The sequence below is a fragment of the Kineococcus aridisoli genome (assembly GCF_050871885.1).
Classification (GTDB): domain Bacteria; phylum Actinomycetota; class Actinomycetes; order Actinomycetales; family Kineococcaceae; genus Kineococcus.
This window is the reverse complement of the sequence record NZ_JBJLSF010000099.1, coordinates 1-17,605: the sequence shown is the minus strand read 5'-3', so window position 1 is coordinate 17,605 and position 17,605 is coordinate 1. Positions and strand designations below refer to the sequence as shown.

At 76.0% G+C, this 17,605-nt stretch carries 16 protein-coding genes and 1 tRNA gene; 14 read left to right on the top strand and 3 right to left on the bottom strand.

Features of this window, described 5'->3' with window-relative positions:
- Positions 1-50 precede the first annotated feature (50 nt).
- Together ACRYM2_RS20000 and ACRYM2_RS19995 are read right to left on the bottom strand one after the other, a co-directional pair.
- Positions 51-443, bottom strand: a complete 393-nt coding sequence (locus tag ACRYM2_RS20000; RefSeq protein ID WP_432524189.1) for an LAVTG motif-containing sortase-dependent surface protein — start codon at positions 441-443, stop codon at positions 51-53.
- 219 nt (positions 444-662) lie between these two features.
- Entirely contained in the window at positions 663-2,495 is a 1,833-nt protein-coding gene (locus tag ACRYM2_RS19995) for a DUF4012 domain-containing protein (RefSeq protein WP_432524188.1), read from the bottom strand.
- A gap of 113 nt (positions 2,496-2,608) precedes the next feature.
- Here ACRYM2_RS19995 and mfd point away from each other — a divergent pair, with 113 nt between their 5' ends.
- The 3 genes from mfd to ACRYM2_RS19980 are packed head-to-tail and all read left to right on the top strand — an operon-like array spanning position 2,609 to position 7,891.
- A complete protein-coding gene (mfd, locus tag ACRYM2_RS19990) occupies positions 2,609-6,190 on the top strand; it encodes a transcription-repair coupling factor (protein WP_432524187.1) in 3,582 nt (1,193 codons plus the stop codon).
- A gap of 21 nt (positions 6,191-6,211) precedes the next feature.
- Positions 6,212-6,874: a nucleoside triphosphate pyrophosphohydrolase gene (locus ACRYM2_RS19985; protein WP_432524186.1), complete on the top strand. Its 663-nt coding sequence runs from the start codon at positions 6,212-6,214 to the stop codon at positions 6,872-6,874.
- A 9-nt stretch (positions 6,875-6,883) separates the two neighbouring features.
- Entirely contained in the window at positions 6,884-7,891 is a 1,008-nt protein-coding gene (locus ACRYM2_RS19980; protein WP_432524185.1) for an ROK family protein, read from the top strand.
- 15 nt (positions 7,892-7,906) lie between these two features.
- On the opposite strand, the gene ACRYM2_RS19975 is transcribed toward ACRYM2_RS19980, so the two are convergent.
- Positions 7,907-8,176 carry a hypothetical protein gene (locus tag ACRYM2_RS19975; protein WP_432524184.1) on the bottom strand — a complete coding sequence of 90 codons (270 nt, stop codon included), beginning with the start codon at positions 8,174-8,176 and terminating at the stop codon, positions 7,907-7,909.
- Positions 8,177-8,336: 160 nt separating this feature from the next.
- Between ACRYM2_RS19975 and eno the strand changes: the two genes are divergently transcribed.
- The 11 genes from eno (at position 8,337) to ACRYM2_RS19920 (ending at position 17,547) form a co-directional block, all read left to right on the top strand.
- Positions 8,337-9,632: a phosphopyruvate hydratase gene (gene eno, locus ACRYM2_RS19970; RefSeq protein WP_432524183.1), complete on the top strand. Its 1,296-nt coding sequence runs from the start codon at positions 8,337-8,339 to the stop codon at positions 9,630-9,632.
- 35 nt (positions 9,633-9,667) lie between these two features.
- Positions 9,668-10,300: an FtsB family cell division protein gene (locus ACRYM2_RS19965; protein WP_432524182.1), complete on the top strand. Its 633-nt coding sequence runs from the start codon at positions 9,668-9,670 to the stop codon at positions 10,298-10,300.
- A complete protein-coding gene (locus ACRYM2_RS19960) occupies positions 10,297-10,914 on the top strand; it encodes a DUF501 domain-containing protein (RefSeq protein WP_432524181.1) in 618 nt (205 codons plus the stop codon). The genes ACRYM2_RS19965 and ACRYM2_RS19960 overlap by 4 nt, the downstream gene beginning before the upstream one ends.
- Complete coding sequence (locus ACRYM2_RS19955) at positions 10,911-11,864, top strand: Ppx/GppA phosphatase family protein (RefSeq protein ID WP_432524180.1); 954 nt, start codon at positions 10,911-10,913, stop codon at positions 11,862-11,864. Before ACRYM2_RS19960 ends, ACRYM2_RS19955 begins: the two co-directional genes overlap by 4 nt.
- A gap of 55 nt (positions 11,865-11,919) precedes the next feature.
- Positions 11,920-12,363, top strand: a complete 444-nt coding sequence (locus ACRYM2_RS19950) for an SRPBCC family protein (protein WP_432524179.1) — start codon at positions 11,920-11,922, stop codon at positions 12,361-12,363.
- Between the two features lie 32 nt (positions 12,364-12,395).
- A complete protein-coding gene (locus ACRYM2_RS19945) occupies positions 12,396-13,232 on the top strand; it encodes a uracil-DNA glycosylase (protein WP_432524178.1) in 837 nt (278 codons plus the stop codon).
- A gap of 60 nt (positions 13,233-13,292) precedes the next feature.
- On the top strand, positions 13,293-14,627 hold the full coding sequence (locus tag ACRYM2_RS19940) for an NAD(P)/FAD-dependent oxidoreductase (protein ID WP_432524177.1): 1,335 nt from the start codon (positions 13,293-13,295) through the stop codon (positions 14,625-14,627).
- Positions 14,628-14,704: 77 nt separating this feature from the next.
- A tRNA-Leu gene (locus ACRYM2_RS19935) sits at positions 14,705-14,788 on the top strand.
- A 132-nt stretch (positions 14,789-14,920) separates the two neighbouring features.
- Positions 14,921-15,751 carry a Bax inhibitor-1/YccA family protein gene (locus ACRYM2_RS19930; RefSeq protein WP_432524176.1) on the top strand — a complete coding sequence of 277 codons (831 nt, stop codon included), beginning with the start codon at positions 14,921-14,923 and terminating at the stop codon, positions 15,749-15,751.
- An 8-nt stretch (positions 15,752-15,759) separates the two neighbouring features.
- Positions 15,760-16,116 (top strand): hypothetical protein, encoded by a 357-nt coding sequence (locus tag ACRYM2_RS19925; RefSeq protein WP_432524175.1) that lies wholly within the window; start codon positions 15,760-15,762, stop codon positions 16,114-16,116.
- Between the two features lie 51 nt (positions 16,117-16,167).
- A complete protein-coding gene (locus ACRYM2_RS19920) occupies positions 16,168-17,547 on the top strand; it encodes a cystathionine beta-synthase (protein WP_432524174.1) in 1,380 nt (459 codons plus the stop codon).
- The last annotated feature ends 58 nt before the right edge of the window (positions 17,548-17,605 follow it).

Sequence of the window (17,605 nt, the reverse complement as noted above, 5' to 3'; positions counted from 1 at the left end):
CCCCCGCCGACGGTGTCGGCGGGGGCCTGCGGTCTCGGCGGATCAGCCGGTCAGTGCGAGCGGCTCGGCTTGCGGCGCGCGGCGACGACCATCGCGGTGCCCCCCAGCACCAGGACGGTCCCCGCGGCGGCCCAGGGCAGGACGTCGGCGCCGGTGTAGGCGAGCTCGTCGTCGCTGCCGGCGACCGCACCCGGGGTGCTGGTGCGAGCGGGACCGGAGCCGCCGGTGGAGGGGCTCACGGACGGCGTCACGGCCGGCGTGGTCGTGCTGGGCGTGCCGCCGCCACCGGTCGAGGGGCTCACGGACGGCGTGACCGCCGGGGTGGACGGGGTCGGGGTCCCCGGGGCGTACGCGGTCCCGGCGGCGGCGGCGCCGACGCCGGTGCCCAGCGCGGCGATGGTCAGCGCTCCAGCGGTTGCGAGACGGGCAGTGGTCTTGCGCACGGTGATTCCCCCCAGTTCGACGACCCCGCTGGTCTCTGTGATCGCGAGGCGGCCCCCAGGATGGCGGAGAGTGACGTCCGAGTCCAGCCGATCGAGCCCATCGGGAGGATCGCGTGTCGGAGCGTTACCGCCTTGCCACGGACGGGTGAGCACGGACGGGTGAGCGCGGGTGGGTGAGCCCGGGCGGGTGGCCGGCGCCGCGTCGTCTCGTGCCGGGGGTCAGGGCGTGCAGGCACCCGCCGCGACGACGGGCGCGGTGGCGGTCGTGGGGCCGCTGACCTCGCGGGGGAGGGCGTCCGCGGGTCCGCGCAGCTGCCAGCGCACGACGACCGGCGTGTGCGGCGGGACCTCCACGGACACCCGCACGAGCCGCCAGCCCTCCTCGGTGTCGACGGCCGCGTCGACGCCCGTGCCGTCCACGCTGACGGAGTCCAGGCCCACCCACGGCGGGATCCACAGCGAGACGGTGTCGCGCGCCGTGCGCGCCCCCGCGGCGGTGCGGGCGGTGGAGTTGCTCATGTAGTCCGGGATCCGCTCGGGCACCGGGTTGACGAGCGTCAGCTGCAGCGAGCCGGTGGCCTCCTGCGGCCCCCGCGCGCAGGGGGCCCGCACCTCCACGGCGGGCTGCAGCCAGTAGTCCAGCTTGGAGGGGATGGTGCTCGTCAGCCCGATGCGCGCCGTCGCACCGGCCGCGGCCGGGTCGCCGAGGACGCCCGCGACGCCCGCGGCCACCAGGGCCGCCTGCTCCTGGGGCCGCGAGGACCACAGCGCGAGGTGGCCGGAGTCGACGGCGCGCTGCGCACCCTCGAGGGTCGCGGTGGACAGCCCGTCGGCGAGCACGGCCCCGAAGGCCGCGGCCGAGGTGGCGGTGAGGAACGCCTTGCGGGCGACCTGGTCGTCGTCGTAGCGCACGTAGGCGTCGTGCATGAGCACCCCGGCCAGGTCCGCGGTCGCCACGGTGCCGAAGGGGCCGAGCTCGAGCGCGGCGTGCTCGGGGCCGAGCAGCTGCGCCAGCCCCACCGGGTCGACGAAGGCGACGACGTCCGGCGTGGGCAACCCCGCCGCCGTGACGAGCGAGGAGGTCAGCACCCCTGCCTCGTCGGCGCTGCCGCCCATCGTCAGGTTCTGCACGCGCGCCGCGTCGTCGCCGTAGAGGGCGGCGTACTCGGGGCCGACCGCGGACACGTCCGCCCGGAACGCGTAGAGGTCGTCGTCGGAACCCGTGCGCACCAGGGAGATGCGCCCGGCGTCGACCGAGACGTAGGCGTAGGCGCCCACGATGCCCTGCACGGGGCGGATCTCGGCGGGGTTGGTGAAGGCCACCAGGTAGCTGCGGGGACCGTCGGCGCCCAGCAGCGCCGGCAGCTGCGGCACGACGTCGGCGGCGGTGCCCAGCGGGCCGGCGACCTCGTCCAGCTGCGCCGAGACCGGGTCCAGGCGCTCGGCGAGCACGCCCAGGACGGCGTCGCCGCGGGTGCCGGCCAGGCTCGCGCGGGCGCTGGCCACCCGGTCGCGGTAGTCGGTGACGACCGGGGCCAGGGCCTGCACCCCGGCGACGTCCACCGTCTGGTCGGCCGAGACGAGGCCGTCGCCGACCACCCGCTCGGCGACCGCCAGCGCGTCGGGCAGGGGCTCGGTGAGCACCGCCGCCGCCTGCGCCCCGCCGCGCACGGCCCGCAGCTGGTCGCCGACCCACGGGACGTGCTCGGCCAGGCGCCAGGGGAGCTGCCGCGTGGCCCGGTCGGCGCTGCCGGAGTCGTCGGCGACCCCGCGGGCCAGGCCGACGGCGTCGTCGAAGCGCTGCTCGCGCACGGCGGCCTCCAGCCCCGGCACCGCGTCGGCCACCCGCCGCAGCGCCAGGCCGGCCTGCACGCCGCTGACGGCGACGGCCGCCACCCAGGCCAGCAGCACGAGGGCGAGCAGGCCCAGCAGCAGCCGCAGCGGGCCGCGCCGGCGACCGGCGCGGCGGGCGGACCGCCGCGCGCGCGGCGAGGGCTCGGCGGAGGGCTCGGCGGAGGGCTCGGCGGGCGAGGACGCGGAGGGGCCGGACACGCGCCGACAGTAGCGATGCGCGGTCCGGGGCCGGCGGCCCGACGGCGGGCGGTGCGCGTCCGGGCCCGGACGTAGGCTGGAGGCACCCCCCGCCCCCTCCTGACGGAGTGTCCGTGAGCCTCACCGGCCTGCTCGACGTCCTGCGCACCGAACCCGCTGTCCGCGCGGCCGTCGAGACCGCCCGCGAGGGCGGCAGCCAGGCGCTCGACGTCGTGGCGCCGCTCGGCGTGCGTCCCGCGCTGCTGGCGGCCTTCGCCGCCGAGCGCCCCCTGCTCGTCGTCACCGCCACCGGCCGCGAGAGCGAGGACCTGGCGACCTGGCTGCGCTGCTACCTGCCCGCCCACGCCGTCGCGGAGTTCCCCGCCTGGGAGACGCTGCCGCACGAGCGGCTGTCCCCGCGCAGCGACACCGTCGCGCAGCGGCTGGCCGTCCTGCGCCGCCTGGCGCACCCCTCGCCCGACGATCCCACCACCGGCGAGGTCCGCGTCGTCGTCGCGCCCGTGCGCGCGGTGCTGCAGCCGCTGGTGCGCGGGCTGGCCGACCTGGAGCCGGTGCGGCTGCGCGCCGGCGACGAGGTCGGCCTGGACGCCGTCGTGGCGGCGCTGTCCGCGGCGGCCTACAGCCGCGTCGACATGGTCGAGCGGCGCGGGGAGTTCGCCGTGCGCGGCGGCATCCTCGACGTCTTCCCGCCCACCCGCCCGCACCCGCTGCGCGTGGAGTTCTTCGGCGACGAGGTCGAGGAGGTCCGCTCCTTCTCCGTGGCCGACCAGCGGACCCTGGAGGTCGAGCCGGACGGGGTGTGGGCCCCGCCGTGCCGCGAGCTGCTGCTCACCGAGGAGGTGCGCCGGCGCGCGGCCGCGCTGGTGCAGGCCCACCCCGAGGCCGCCGACGTGCTCACCAAGATCGCCGAGGGCATCGCGGTCGAGGGCATGGAGTCCCTGGCCCCGGCCCTGGTGGACGGCATGGAGCCGCTGCTGGACGTCCTGCCCGCCGGCACCCACGTCGTGCTGGCCGACCCCGAGAAGGTGCGCGCCCGCGCCCACGACCTCGTGGCCACCGGGGCGGAGTTCCTCGAGGCGGCCTGGATGAACGCCTCCGTCGGCGGGGCCGCCCCCGTGGACCTGGGCGCCTCCTCGTTCTGGACCTTCGCGCAGGTGCGCGCGCACGCCGAGGCGACGGGGCGGCCGTGGTGGTCGATCACCTCGCTGACCGCCGACGAGGACCTGCGCGACCTCGAGGACGTGCGCATCCTGCGCGTGGCCGCCCGCGACGTCGCCGGCTACCGCGGGGAGACGGAGAAGGCGCTGGCGGACCTGCGCGAGCTCGCCTCGGCCGGCTGGCGCATCGTGGTGACCACGGAGGGCCACGGCCCCGCCAAGCGGCTGGTCGAGGTGCTCTCCGGCGAGGACGTGCCGGCGCGGCTGGTGGACGACCTCGTCGAGGAGCCGGCCCCCTCGGTCGTCCTCGTGACCACCGCGAGCGTCGAGCACGGCTTCGTGGCCGAGGGCCTGCGCACGGCGCTGGTCACCGAGGCAGACATCACCGGTGTCGGGGGGCAGTCGACCAAGGACATGCGGCGGATGGCGCCGCGGCGCCGGCGCAACGCCGTCGACCCGCTGACCCTGCAGCCGGGGGACTTCGTCGTCCACGAGCAGCACGGCATCGGCCGCTTCGTGGAGATGGTGCAGCGCACGGTCCAGGGCGCCACCCGCGAGTACCTCGTGCTGGAGTACGCCTCCAGCAAGCGCGGGCAGCCCGGCGACCGGCTGTTCGTGCCCACCGACACCCTCGACCAGGTGACCCGCTACACCGGCGGCGAGACGCCGACGCTGTCGAAGATGGGCGGCTCGGACTGGGCGAAGACCAAGAGCAGGGCCCGCAAGGCGGTCAAGCAGATCGCCGGGGACCTCATCAAGCTGTACTCGGCGCGGATGGCCACCAAGGGCCACCAGTTCGGCCCGGACACCCCGTGGCAGCGCGAGCTGGAGGACGCCTTCCCGTACGTGGAGACGCCCGACCAGCTGGCCAGCATCGACGAGGTGAAGGCCGACATGATGAAGCCGGTCCCGATGGACCGCCTCATCTGCGGCGACGTCGGCTACGGCAAGACGGAGATCGCGCTGCGGGCGGCGTTCAAGGCCGTCCAGGACGGCAAGCAGGTCGCGGTGCTCGTGCCGACGACGCTGCTGGTGCAGCAGCACTTCAAGACCTTCGCCGAGCGCTTCGCGCAGTTCCCGGTGTCGGTCAAGCCGCTCTCGCGCTTCACCTCCGGCACGGAGTCCAAGGAGACGATCGCCGGCCTGGCCGACGGCTCCGTCGACGTCGTCATCGGCACGCACCGCCTGCTGAGCGGGGAGGTCCGCTTCAAGGACCTCGGCCTGGTCGTCGTCGACGAGGAGCAGCGCTTCGGCGTCGAGCACAAGGAGGCGCTGAAGACGCTGCGCACCAACGTCGACGTGCTGGCGATGAGCGCGACGCCGATCCCGCGCACGCTGGAGATGGCCGTCACCGGCATCCGCGAGATGTCGACGCTGGCCACCCCGCCGGAGGAGCGCCACCCCGTCCTGACCTACGTGGGCGGGCAGGAGGACAAGCAGATCGCCGCCGCCGTCCGCCGCGAGCTGCTGCGCGAGGGGCAGGTCTTCTACATCCACAACCGGGTGCAGTCGATCGAGCGGACCGCCGCGCACCTGAAGGAGCTCGTGCCCGAGGCGCGCATCGCCACCGCCCACGGGCAGATGGGCGAGCACCGCCTGGAGCAGGTGGTCCTGGACTTCTGGGAGAAGCGGTTCGACGTGCTGGTGTGCACGACGATCGTGGAGACCGGCCTGGACATCTCCAACGCCAACACCCTGATCGTCGAGCGCGCCGACACGATGGGCCTGTCGCAGCTGCACCAGCTGCGCGGGCGCGTCGGTCGCGGCCGCGAGCGCGCGTACGCCTACTTCCTCTTCCCGCCGGACAAGCCGATGACCGAGACGGCGCACGACCGGCTGGCGACGATCGCCCAGCACACCGACCTCGGCTCCGGCATGGCGGTGGCGATGAAGGACCTGGAGATCCGCGGCGCCGGCAACATGCTCGGCGGGGAGCAGTCCGGCCACATCGCCGGCGTCGGGTTCGACCTCTACATGCGGATGGTCGCCGACGCCGTCGCCGACGTGCGCAACCAGGTGCCGGGGGCCGAGGGCGACGCCGAGCCGGAGCCGACCGAGGTGAAGATCGAGCTGCCGGTCGACGCGCACCTGCCGCACGACTACGTCCCCAGCGAGCGGCTGCGGCTGGAGGCCTACCGGCGGCTGGCGGCCGCCGACGCCGAGACCGACCTCGCCGAGCTGCACGCCGAGCTCGTCGACCGCTACGGCACCCCGCCGCAGCCGGTGCTCAACCTGCTGGAGGTCGCGAAGTTCCGCATCGCGGCCCGCCGCGGCGGGCTGCGCGAGGTCTCGCTGCAGGGCAAGCAGGTCCGCTTCGCGCCCATCGACCTGCCGGAGTCCAAGGAGCTGCGGCTGAAGCGGCTGTACCCCGGCACCCTGCTCAAGCCGGCGCTGTCGGTGGCGCTGGTGCCCGCGCCGATGACCGCGCGCATCGGCGGCAAGCCGCTGCGCGACGCCGAGGTCCTCGCCTGGGCCACCGAGTTCGTCAACGCGGTGCTGCTGGACCAGCCGGCGGCGGTGGCCGCCGGCGCGCGGTGAGGCGCCGGTAGCGTGCGGCCGGTGAGCGACTCCACCCCCGCCGGGTCCCGGCTGCTCGACCTCGTCGCCGTCATGGACCGGCTGCGCTCGCCGGGCGGCTGCCCGTGGGACGCCCGCCAGACGCACTCCTCGCTGCTGCGGTACCTGGTGGAGGAGAGCTACGAGGTCGTCGACGCCGTGGAGAACGGCACCCGCGAGGAGCTGCGCGACGAGCTGGGCGACCTGCTGCTGCAGGTGGTCTTCCACGCCCGGGTCGCCGCGGAGGACCCGGCCGAGGGCTTCGACGTCGACGACGTCGCCGACGCGATCGTCACCAAGCTCGAGCGGCGCCACCCGCACGTGTTCGCCGGCGAGGTCGCCGCCGAGGACCTGCAGGGCCGCTGGGACGCCATCAAGGCCGCGGAGAAGCGGCGCGAGAGCGTGCTCGACGGCATCCCGCTGCAGCTGCCGGCGCTGGCGCGCGCCGACAAGGTCCTCGGGCGCCTGCAGCGCGCCGGTCTGGAGGAGCCGGTGAGCGCGCCGCCGGAGCTGGACGAGGACGCGCTCGGCGGGCGGCTGCTCGCGCTCGTGCGGCAGGCGCACGCCGCGGGGCTGGACCCGGAGGCGGCGCTGCGCACCGCGACCCGGCGCCTGGAGGGCGCCGCCCGCGCGGCGGAGTCCGCCCGCGGTGCGGCGGGTCGGTAGGTTCCCGGCGTGACGACGACGCCGACGACGCCGCCGACCCCCGCGCAGGACGTGCCCGCGGGGCCCTGCGTCCTCGCCCTCGACATCGGCGGCACGAAGATCGCCGCGGGCCTGGTGGCGGCCGACGGGCGGGTGCGGGCCGAGCGCGAGGTGCCCACCGACGCCCGCGACGCGGCCGCAGCGGCCCGCGCGCTCGCCGGCCTGGTCGCCGAGGTCGTCGCCGACGCGGCCGCGCACGGCGTGGACCCCGCCGAGGTCGCCGACGTCGTCGGCATCGGCTCGGCCGGGCCGGTGGACGCCGTGCGCGGCACCGTCGACCCGGTGAACATCCCCTCGCTGCGCGGCTTCCCCCTCACCGGGCACGTGGCCGACGCCGCCTCGCGGGCGCTGGGGCGGCCGGTGCGCGCGGCGCTGGCCCAGGACGGGCAGTGCTTCGCGGCGGCCGAGCAGTGGATCGGCGCCGCCGCCGGCTCGCCCTCGGTGCTGGGCGTGGTGGTCTCCACCGGCATCGGCGGCGGGATCGTCCTGGACGGGCGCATCCTGACCGGCAAGTCCGGCAACGCGGGGTTCATCAGCCACGTCGGCGTGGTGCTCGACGGCGAGCTGCTGCCCGGCTCGGGGGCGCTGGGCGTGGTCGAGGCGTACGCCAGCGGGCCCGCCATGGTGCGCGCCGCGCAGGCGCGCGGCTGGCGCGCCGGCGAGGCCGCCGACGCCAGGGCGCTGACCGCGGACGCCCGCGCCGGCGACCCGGTCGCCACCGACGTCATCGCCGCCGGCACCCGGGCGCTGGCGTCGGCGTTCCTGTCCGCGGCGGCGCTGTTCGACCTCTCCGACGTCGTCGTCGGCGGCGGCGTGGCCTCGGCGGGCGAGGTCCTCTTCGACCCGCTGCGGCGCGCCTACGCCGAGCTGGCCGTCTACCCGCACCTGGCCGACGTGCGCATCACGCCCTCGCAGCTGCCGCGGATGTCGGGGCTGGTGGGCGCCGGCCGGCTGGGCTGGCAGCTGCTGCAGGGCTGAGCGGCGCCGGGGGCGCTAGCGGCGCAGCGGCTCCACGTGGCGGCCGTCCAGGCGCAGCGAGGAGCGCACCGAGAAGCCGCCGTAGGCCAGGTCCACCTCCACGAGCACCTCGTGCCCGCCCAGCTCGAAGCGGATCTCCTTGTCGGAGAACCAGATGCGGTCCTCCTCCAGCACCTCCCCGTCCAGCCGGACGACGATCTTGCCGGACATGGCGGCGACGTCGACGTCCACCTCGTGCTCCTGCCCGTCGATCCGGATCCGCCAGGCGTTGTCGCCCTCGCTCATCGTGGTCCTCCCGGTCGGCGCCGGCGGGCGCGGTGCCCGCACGTGCACCGATCCTCGCGCACGCGCGCCCCCGGTGTCGGGGGGTCGCCGCCGCGGGGCCCCCTGCGACTAGGCTCGGGCCGCACCACCCAGACGACGTCGACAAGCACGAGGAGTGCGCGTGGCCACCATCGAGGCCGTCGGAGCTCGCGAGATCCTGGATTCCCGCGGAAACCCCACCGTCGAGGTCGAGGTCCTGCTCGACGACGGGACGTTCGCGCGCGCGGCGGTGCCCTCGGGCGCCTCCACCGGCGCCCACGAGGCCGTCGAGCGCCGTGACGGCGACGCCGCCCGCTACCTCGGCAAGGGCGTCGAGCAGGCCGTCGAGAGCGTCATCGAGGAGATCGGGCCGGCGCTCGTCGGCCACGACGCCCACGAGCAGCGCATCATCGACCAGGTCATGCTCGACCTGGACGGCACCCCGAACAAGGGCCGCCTGGGTGCCAACGCCGTCCTCGGCGTCTCGCTGGCCGTCGCCAAGTCCGCGGCCGCCGCCGCCGACCTGCCGCTGTTCCGCTACCTCGGCGGGCCCAACGCGCACCTGCTGCCCGTGCCGATGATGAACATCGTCAACGGCGGCGCCCACGCCGACACCGGCGTGGCCATCCAGGAGTTCATGATCGCGCCCGTGGGCGCGTCCTCCTTCCGCGAGGCGCTGCGCTGGGGCGCGGAGACCTACCACGCGCTGAAGTCGGTGCTCAAGCAGCGCGGGCTCGCCACCGGCCTGGGCGACGAGGGCGGTTTCGCCCCCGACCTGCCGAGCAACAAGGACGCCCTCGACCTCATCGTCGAGGCCATCGGCAAGGCCGGTTTCACCGTCGGCTCCGACATCGCGCTCGCGCTCGACGTGGCGGCCACCGAGTTCCACGGCGAGGGCGGCTACGACTTCGAGGGCTCGAAGCGGTCCGCGGAGTGGATGACCGGCTACTACGAGGGCCTGGTGTCCGAGTACCCGCTGGTCTCCGTCGAGGACCCGCTGTCCGAGGACGACTGGGACGGCTGGCAGCACATCACCAACGCCCTCGGCGACAAGCTGCAGCTCGTCGGCGACGACCTGTTCGTCACCAACCCCGAGCGCCTGCAGAAGGGCATCGACCTGTCCGCGGGCAACTCGATGCTGGTGAAGGTGAACCAGATCGGCTCGCTCACCGAGACCCTCGACGCGGTGGACCTGGCGCACCGCAACGGGTTCAGCACCATGATGAGCCACCGCTCGGGCGAGACCGAGGACACCACGATCGCCGACCTGGCCGTCGCCGTGGGCTCGGGGCAGATCAAGACCGGCGCCCCCGCCCGCTCCGAGCGCGTGGCCAAGTACAACCAGCTGCTGCGCATCGAGGAGGAGCTCGACGACGCCGGCCGCTACGCCGGTGCCCGCGCCTTCCCCCGCTCGGCGGGCTTCACCGGGCGCGCCTGAGCGCCCGAGGGGTCTCCCCGGGAGAAGCTGGACCCATGGCGACGCGACGTCCGACCGCTCCCCGCAGCCCCGCCCGCACGGGCGGCGCCGCGAGGAGCGCGTCGGCGTCGCGCTCGGGTGCCGGTCGCGGCCCGAGCGCGCCCCGCGCGCGCTCGGCCGCCGCCTCCACCCGCCCGGCCGCCGCGGCCCGCGGCCGCAGCAGCGCCACGCTGTCGGCGGCCGACCGGCGCCGCACCCGCGGCCCGCGCGCCCTCGTGCTCGCGGCCGTCGTGCTGATGCTGGCGGTCTTCCTCGTGCCCAGCTGGCAGAAGTGGCTGGAGCAGCGCTCGGAGATCGGCCGGCTGAACGCCCGCATCAGCCAGCAGCAGCAGGACCTGGCGGCCGCGCAGGCCGAGCAGGCCCGCTGGCGCGACGACGCCTACGTCACCACCCAGGCCCGCCAGCGGCTGCAGTACGTCAAGCCCGGCGAGGTGCCCTACGTCGTCGACGGCGACAGCGACGCCGACGCGGTGCCCCCGCAGCAGGCCGCCGCGAGCGTCCCGCAGCCCTCCGCGGCCTGGTACCAGAACATCTGGGAGTCCCTGCGGCAGGCCGGCACCCCCGGCACCGCGACGACGTCCCGGATCCCGGGGCTGGGCCCGTCCAGCTCCGCCTCGACCGACCAGTGAGCAGCGCGTTGACCTCCTCCCCGCAGTCCAGCCCCCCCTCGCAGGCCGACCTCGACAGCATCGCCGAGCGCCTGGGCAGGGTCCCGCGCGGTGTCGTGGCCATCGCCCACCGCTGCTCGTGCGGGCGCCCCGACGTCGTCGAGACCGCGCCGCGGCTGCCCGACGGCACGCCGTTCCCCACCACCTACTACCTCGTCGACCCGCCCGCGGCCTCGCTCATCAGCACGCTCGAGGCGAGCGGGCTGATGCGCGAGATGACCGAGCGGCTGGCCGCCGACCCGGCCCTGGCGGCCGCCCACGCCGCCGCCCACGAGGACTACCTGCGCCGGCGCGCCGCGCTCGGCGACGCCGACGTCCCGGAGATCGCCGGGATCTCCGCCGGCGGCATGCCGACCCGCGTCAAGTGCCTGCACGCGCTCGTCGGGCACGCGCTGGCCGCCGGGCCCGGGGTGAACCCGTTCGGCGACGAGACCCTGCAGCGGCTGGCCGCCGCGGGCGGCTGGCCCGCGACGTGCCCGCACGAACCCGCACCGGCCGCCGGGACGGCCACGGGGACGGCCACGGGGACGGCCACGGGGACGGCTGCGGGGACCGGCGCCGGGGACGGGGAGTGAGCGCTCGCCGCGTCGCGGCGCTGGACTGCGGGACGAACTCGCTGCGCCTGCTCGTGGCCGACGTCGACCCCGTCGCGGGCACCCTGGTCGAGCGGGAGCGCACGATGACCGTCGTGCGGCTGGGGCAGGGCGTCGACCGCACCGGTGCGTTCGCGCCGGAGGCCCTGCAGCGCACCTTCTCCGCCGTCGAGTCCGCCGCCGCGCTGGTGCGCCGGCACGGCGTCGACCTCGGCGCCGTCCGGTTCGTGGCGACCTCCGCCTCCCGCGACGTCTCCAACCGCGAGGAGTTCTCCGAGGGCGTGCGCGCGCGGCTGGGCGTCGCGCCCGAGGTGGTCAGCGGCGAGGAGGAGGCCGCCCTGAGCTTCGCCGGCGCGACCCGCGAGCTGCTGGGCACCGCTCCCGCGCCCTTCCTCGTCGTCGACCTCGGCGGCGGGTCCACCGAGCTCGTGCTCGGCGGGGAGGGCGTCGAGGTGGCCCGCTCGCTGGACATGGGGTCGGTGCGCATGACCGAACGGCACCTGCCGGGCGATCCGCCGACCGCCGCGCAGGTGGCCGCGGCCCGCGCCGACGTCGACGCCCTCCTCGACGCGGCCGCCGCCGAGGTCCCGCTGGAGCGCACCCGCACGCTGGTCGGCGTCGCGGGGTCCATCACCACGGTCACCGCGGCCGCCGTCGGTCTGCAGGCGTACGAACCCGGTGCGCTGCACGGGGTCCGGTTGCCGCTGGGGGCCGTGCGCGCGGCCTGCGACCTGCTGCTGGGCGCGAGCCGCGCCGAGCGCGCCGCGATGCCGTTCGTGCACCCGGGGCGCGTCGACGTCATCGGCGCCGGGGCGCTGGTCTGGCACGCCGTCCTCGACCGCGTCGAGGCCGCGGCCGGGGTGCGCGAGGTCGTCACCAGCGAGCACGACATCCTCGACGGGATCGCGTTCGGCCTGGCCGCGCGCACCTGAACCCGCGCCCGCCGCCGCACGCGGCGGCGGCGGTGTCTCTGGCAGGGTGGGAGCCATGAGCACCGTGAGCGCCACGACGACCCGACGCATCGAGGCCCCCGCGGAACGGGTGCTCGCCGCGCTGGCCGACTACCGGGGCACCCGCCCGCGGTTGCTCCCGGAGCAGTTCACCGACTACGAGGTCGTCAGCGGCGGGGACGGTCCGGGCACCCAGGTGCGCTGGAAGCTGCACGCGACCAAGAAGCGGGTCCGCGACGTGCTCGCCGAGGTGTCCGCGACCGACAAGCACGCCCTCGTCGAGAGCGACCGCAACTCCTCGCTCGTCACGACCTGGCGGGTGGAGTCGGACGGCCCGGACGCCGCCGAGGTCGTCGTCACCAGCGAGTGGACCGGCGCCGGCGGGGTCGGCGGGTTCTTCGAGCGCACCTTCGCCCCCCGCGGCCTGGACCGCATCTACGGCGAGCTGCTCGACAACCTCGCCGACGCCGTCGCCCGCTGAGCGGACCGGACCCGGTGGACCCGGTGGACCCGGTGGCTGACCGGGCGCCGCACCCGGCGACCGGCGCGCTGTTCGCCTCGCCCGTCCCGCCGGGCACCGGCTGGCCGGGGGACCCCTCCTCGCCGGGAACGCCCGTCGCCGCCGACGGGGCGGAGGTGCTGCGGCTGGCCCGCTCCGCCGCCGACGCCGGTGAGCTCGTCGGCCGCGCGTGCGTGTGCCGGGCCTGCCCGCGCCTGGTGGCCTGGCGCGAGGAGGTCGCCCGCACCCGCCGCCGCGCCTACCGCGACCAGCCCTACTGGGGCCGGCCGGTGCCCAGCCTGGGCGTGGCGGACCCGCGGGTGCTCGTCGTGGGGCTGGCCCCGGCCGCCCACGGCGGCAACCGCACGGGGCGGATGTTCACCGGTGACCGCTCGGGCGACTGGATCATCGCCGCGCTGCACCGCGCCGGGCTGGCGAACCAGCCGGGGTCGGTGCACGCGGCCGACGGCCTCGCCCTGCACCGCACCCGCATCGTCGCCCCGGTGCGCTGCGCCCCGCCCGACAACCAGCCCACCCCCGAGGAGCGCGACCGGTGCGCGTCCTGGCTGGACGGCGAGCTGCGGCTGGTCGGGCGGGAGGTGCGGGTGGTCCTCGCGCTCGGCGGCTACGCGTGGGCCTCGACGCTGGCCGCGGCCCGGCGCGCGGGGTGGGCGGTGCCGCGCCCGCAGCCGCGCTTCGGGCACGGCGCCGAGGCCGACCTGGGCGGCCCGGTGCGCCCGGTCCGCCTGCTGGGCAGCTACCACGTCAGCCAGCAGAACACCTCCACCGGCCGCCTCACGCAGCCGATGCTCGACGCCGTCGTCGGGCGCGCGGCCGCGCTGGGCGGCTGAGCGGCCCGCTCCGCCCTCGCGCCGTCCCGGGTCTCCGACGCGACGTCGTAGGCTTCGGCGGTGACCTCCGGCCCGCCGCGCGTGCTCGTCGTCGGCGGCGGGTACGTCGGGCTGGGCGCGAGCCTGCGCCTGCTGCGCCGGGCGCACCGCGGGGAGGTCCGCCTCACCGTCGTCGACCCGCGCGGCTACATGACCTACCACCCCTTCCTGCCCGAGGCCGCGGCCGGCTCGATCGACGCCCGCAACGTCGTCGTCGGGCTGCGGCGCACCCTGCCGGGTGCTGAGGTGCTCACCGGGGAGGTCGTCGCGGTGCACCACGCCGAGCGGGTGGCGCGGGTGCGCTCGGCGGACGCGCCCGAGCAGGAGCAGGAGCTGGGCTACGACCACCTCGTGCTGGCCCCCGGCTCGGTCGCGCGCACGCTGCCGGTGCCGGGGCTGGCCGAGCAGGCCGTCGGCTTCAAGACCGTCGAGGAGGCGGTGCACCTGCGCGACCGGGTGCTGCGCTCCCTGGAGCTGGCGGAGGCCAGCGGCGACGGGGCGTTCCGCCGCCGGACCCTGACGTGCGTGTTCGTCGGCGGCGGGTACGCGGGCGTCGAGGCGCTGGCGGAGGTCGAGGACATGGCCCGCTACGCGCTGCGCTTCCACCCGGGCCTGCGCCCGCAGGAGGTCCGCTTCGTCCTCGTCGAGGCCAGCGGGCGGATCCTGCCGGAGGTGGGCCCGCGGCTGGGCGCGCACGCCCTGGACGTCCTGCGCTCGCGGGGGGTCGACGTCCGGCTGGGCACGACGATGACCTCCTGCGTGGACGGGCACGTCGTGCTCTCCGACGGCTCGCGCTTCGAGGCGGGGACGATCGTGTGGACGGCCGGGGTGAAGGCGCACCCGCTGCTGGAGCGCACCGACCTGCCGCTGGACGCGCACCGGCGCCTGGTCGTGGGCGCCGACCTGCGGGTGGTGCGCGAGGGGCCGGACGGGCCCCGGGTGCTCGAGGGGGCGTGGGGCGCGGGGGACAGCGCCGCGGTGCCCGACCTCACCGCACCGGGCCGCACCTGCCCGCCCAACGCCCAGCACGCGGTCCGGCAGGCCCGGCGGCTGGCCGACAACCTGCTGGCCGTCCTGCGCGGGCGGCAGCCGCGGCCGTACCGGCACGCCGGCGCGGGGTCGGTGGCCTCCCTGGGGCTGCACCAGGGGGTCGCCGAGGTCGGCGGGCTGCGGCTGACCGGCTACCCGGCCTGGCTGGTGCACCGCACCTACCACCTGTCGAAGGTGCCGACGCCCAGCCGCAAGGCGGGAGTGCTGCTCGGCTGGCTGCAGGCGGCGGTCTTCCACCGCGAGGCGGTCTCGCTGGGGGCCCTGTCGCACCCCTTCGAGCAGTTCGAGCGCGCCGCCCGGGGCTGAGGCGACCTCCCGCCGGACCGCGCACCGGGCCCCGCGCCGGCCGGGGGCGCGGACCTGGGATGCTGTCGCTGCGCAGGGCCCGGGTGGCGTAACTGGCAGGCGCACGGGGCTTAAACCCCCGGGCCGTTCGCGGCGTGCGGGTTCGAGTCCCGTCCCGGGTACTCCGCGGTGCGCCGCCCGGCGCCCGCACCCCGCTTCGTGATGACTTCGTGACACCGCTGCGGCGACCCCCGGGAACGGCCGGCGGTGCTTGACCGTTGCAAGCAACGTCAGCACTGCTCCGGAGGGGAGCCATGGAGAGCAAGAACCCGGTCTTCGCACGCAGCAAGGAATGGAAGAGCGGCGGCTACGCCACGTTCGACGCGCCCAGCTCGGCGCAGCGGCAGGCCCCGCCCGCGGACGCTTCCGCCCGCACGCTCGAGGACTGGTACAGCAAGCCGTCCGCCACCCCGGCGCAGTCGCGCCGGATGACCCTCGACGACGTCGTGGTCCGCACGGCGTCGCTGTTCCTGGTGCTGCTCGTCGGCGCCGGCGCCGGCTGGCTGGGCGTCCGCAGCGGCATGGGCTTCGGGCTGGTCCTCGGGCCCGCCCTGGTCGCGATGGTCCTCGGCATCTGGGCGCAGGTCTCCCGCAAGGTCCGCCCGGGCGTCATGTTCGCCTACGCGGTCCTGGAGGGCGTCTTCGTCGGCGCCATCTCGACCTTCTACGCCTCCCTCTACGACGGCATCGTCGGGCAGGCCGTCCTCGGCACGCTCGCGGCCTTCGGCGGGATGCTCATCGCCTACAAGACGGGCGTGATCCGCAACAGCCCGCGCTTCACCAAGGTCCTGGGCATCGCGGCCATCGGGTACCTGGTCTTCGGGCTGGTCAACCTGGTCACCGCCCTGGCCGGCATCGGCAGCGTCTACTCCGGCGGGGGCCTGCTGGCCATCGTCGTCAGCGCCTTCGGCGTCGTCCTGGCCTCGCTGTTCCTCGTGCTGGACTTCGACCACATCGAGCAGGGCATCCGCAACGGCCTGCCGGTCAAGGAGTCCTGGCGCGCCGGCTTCGGCCTGATGGTGACGCTGGTGTGGCTGTACCTGGAGATCCTGCGCCTGATCGCGATCCTGCGCGGCAACGACTGACCTCGCAGGTGGACGAGCAGCACGACGAGCTCGGTGCGCCGGCCCTCGCGGCCGCGCGCGCCGAGCTCGTGCGTTCGGTGGACCTGCAGGCCGGCCGGGTGCGCGCCCTGCCCCTGACGCGCCTGGAGCGGGCGGCGGAGGGGGAGCGGCGCACCCGGGCCGAGCAGCTGCACGAGGCCGCGCAGGCGCTGGCCGACCTGGCCGCCGACGCGGAGGGGCAGCCGCGCCGGCCGCTGCCGGTGCTGGCCGTGCACGGCCTCGGCGACCAGCTGGCCGTCGTCGGCCACGACGTGGCCGCCGCCGGCGACGCGGCGGCGCTCGCCGCCGCGCACGAGCAGCTCGCCCGGGTGCGCCGGGCGCTGTAGCGGTGGGGCGCTGCGGCGCGGGGCCCGCACCCGGTGCGGGATGATGGGCCCATGCGCTACGCCGAGTCCGTCGTCGACCTCGTGGGCGGGACACCGCTCGTCAAGCTCAACCGCGTCACCGAGGGCCTGGCCTGCACGGTGCTCGCGAAGGTCGAGTACCTCAACCCCGGCGGCTCCGTGAAGGACCGGATCGCCACCCGCATGATCGAGGCCGCCGAGGCCGAGGGTGCGCTCAAGCCCGGCGGGACGATCGTCGAGCCCACCAGCGGCAACACCGGCGTGGGGCTGGCCCTGGTCGCCCAGCAGCGCGGGTACCGGTGCGTCTTCGTGTGCCCGGACAAGGTCGGCGCCGACAAGCGCAACGTCCTCAAGGCCTACGGCGCCGAGGTCGTCGTCTGCCCGACGGCCGTGCCGCCGGAGGACCCGCAGTCGTACTACTCGGTCTCCGACCGCCTCGTGCGCGAGATCGAGGGGGCGTGGAAGCCCAACCAGTACGCCAACGTCCACGGCCCGCGCAGCCACTACGAGACGACCGGCCCGGAGATCTGGGCCGACACCGAGGGCCGGGTCACGCACTTCGTCACCGGCGTCGGCACCGGCGGGACGATCACCGGCACCGGGCGCTACCTCAAGGAGCAGGCCGCGGCGGACGGCAGCGTCGTGCGCGTGATCGGCGCCGACCCGGAGGGCTCGGTGTACTCCGGCGGCACCGGCCGCCCCTACCTCGTCGAGGGCGTGGGGGAGGACTTCTGGCCCAGCGCCTACGACCCCTCGGTGCCCGACGAGATCATCGCCGTCTCCGACGCGGACTCCTTCCAGATGACCCGCCGCCTGGCGCGCGAGGAGGGGCTGCTCGTCGGCGGCTCCTGCGGCATGGCCGTCGTCGCGGCGCTGCGGGCGGCGAAGGACCTCGGCCCCGACGACGTCGTCGTCGTGCTGCTGCCCGACGGCGGCCGCGGCTACCTCGGCAAGATCTTCAACGACGACTGGATGGCCTCCTACGGCTTCCTGGACACCTCCGAGGGCGGCACCGCCGGTGACGTCCTGCGGCAGAAGTCGGCGGGCCTGCCGGCGCTGGTGCACACCCACCCCACCGAGACGGTCCACGACGTCATCGAAATCATGCGCGACTTCGGCGTCTCGCAGCTGCCCGTCGTGGGCGCCGAACCGCCCGTCATGGCCGGCGAGATCGCCGGGGCCGTCACCGAGCGCGAGCTGCTGGACGCCCTGTTCACCGGCAGGGCGAAGATGTCGGACGCGGTCAGCGCCCACATGGGCCCGGCCCTGCCGCTGGTCGGCTCGGGGCAGTCCGTCGACGACGCCCGCGAGGTCTTCACCCGCGCCGACGCCGCCGTGGTCGTCGAGGACGGCAAGCCCGTCGGCGTCATCACCCGCCACGACCTGCTCGCCTGGCTCGCCGTCTCGCACTGACCGGCACCCCCGCCCCCCGCGGTGATCTTCCTCCAGGCGCCCGCGCCTGGAGGAAGAT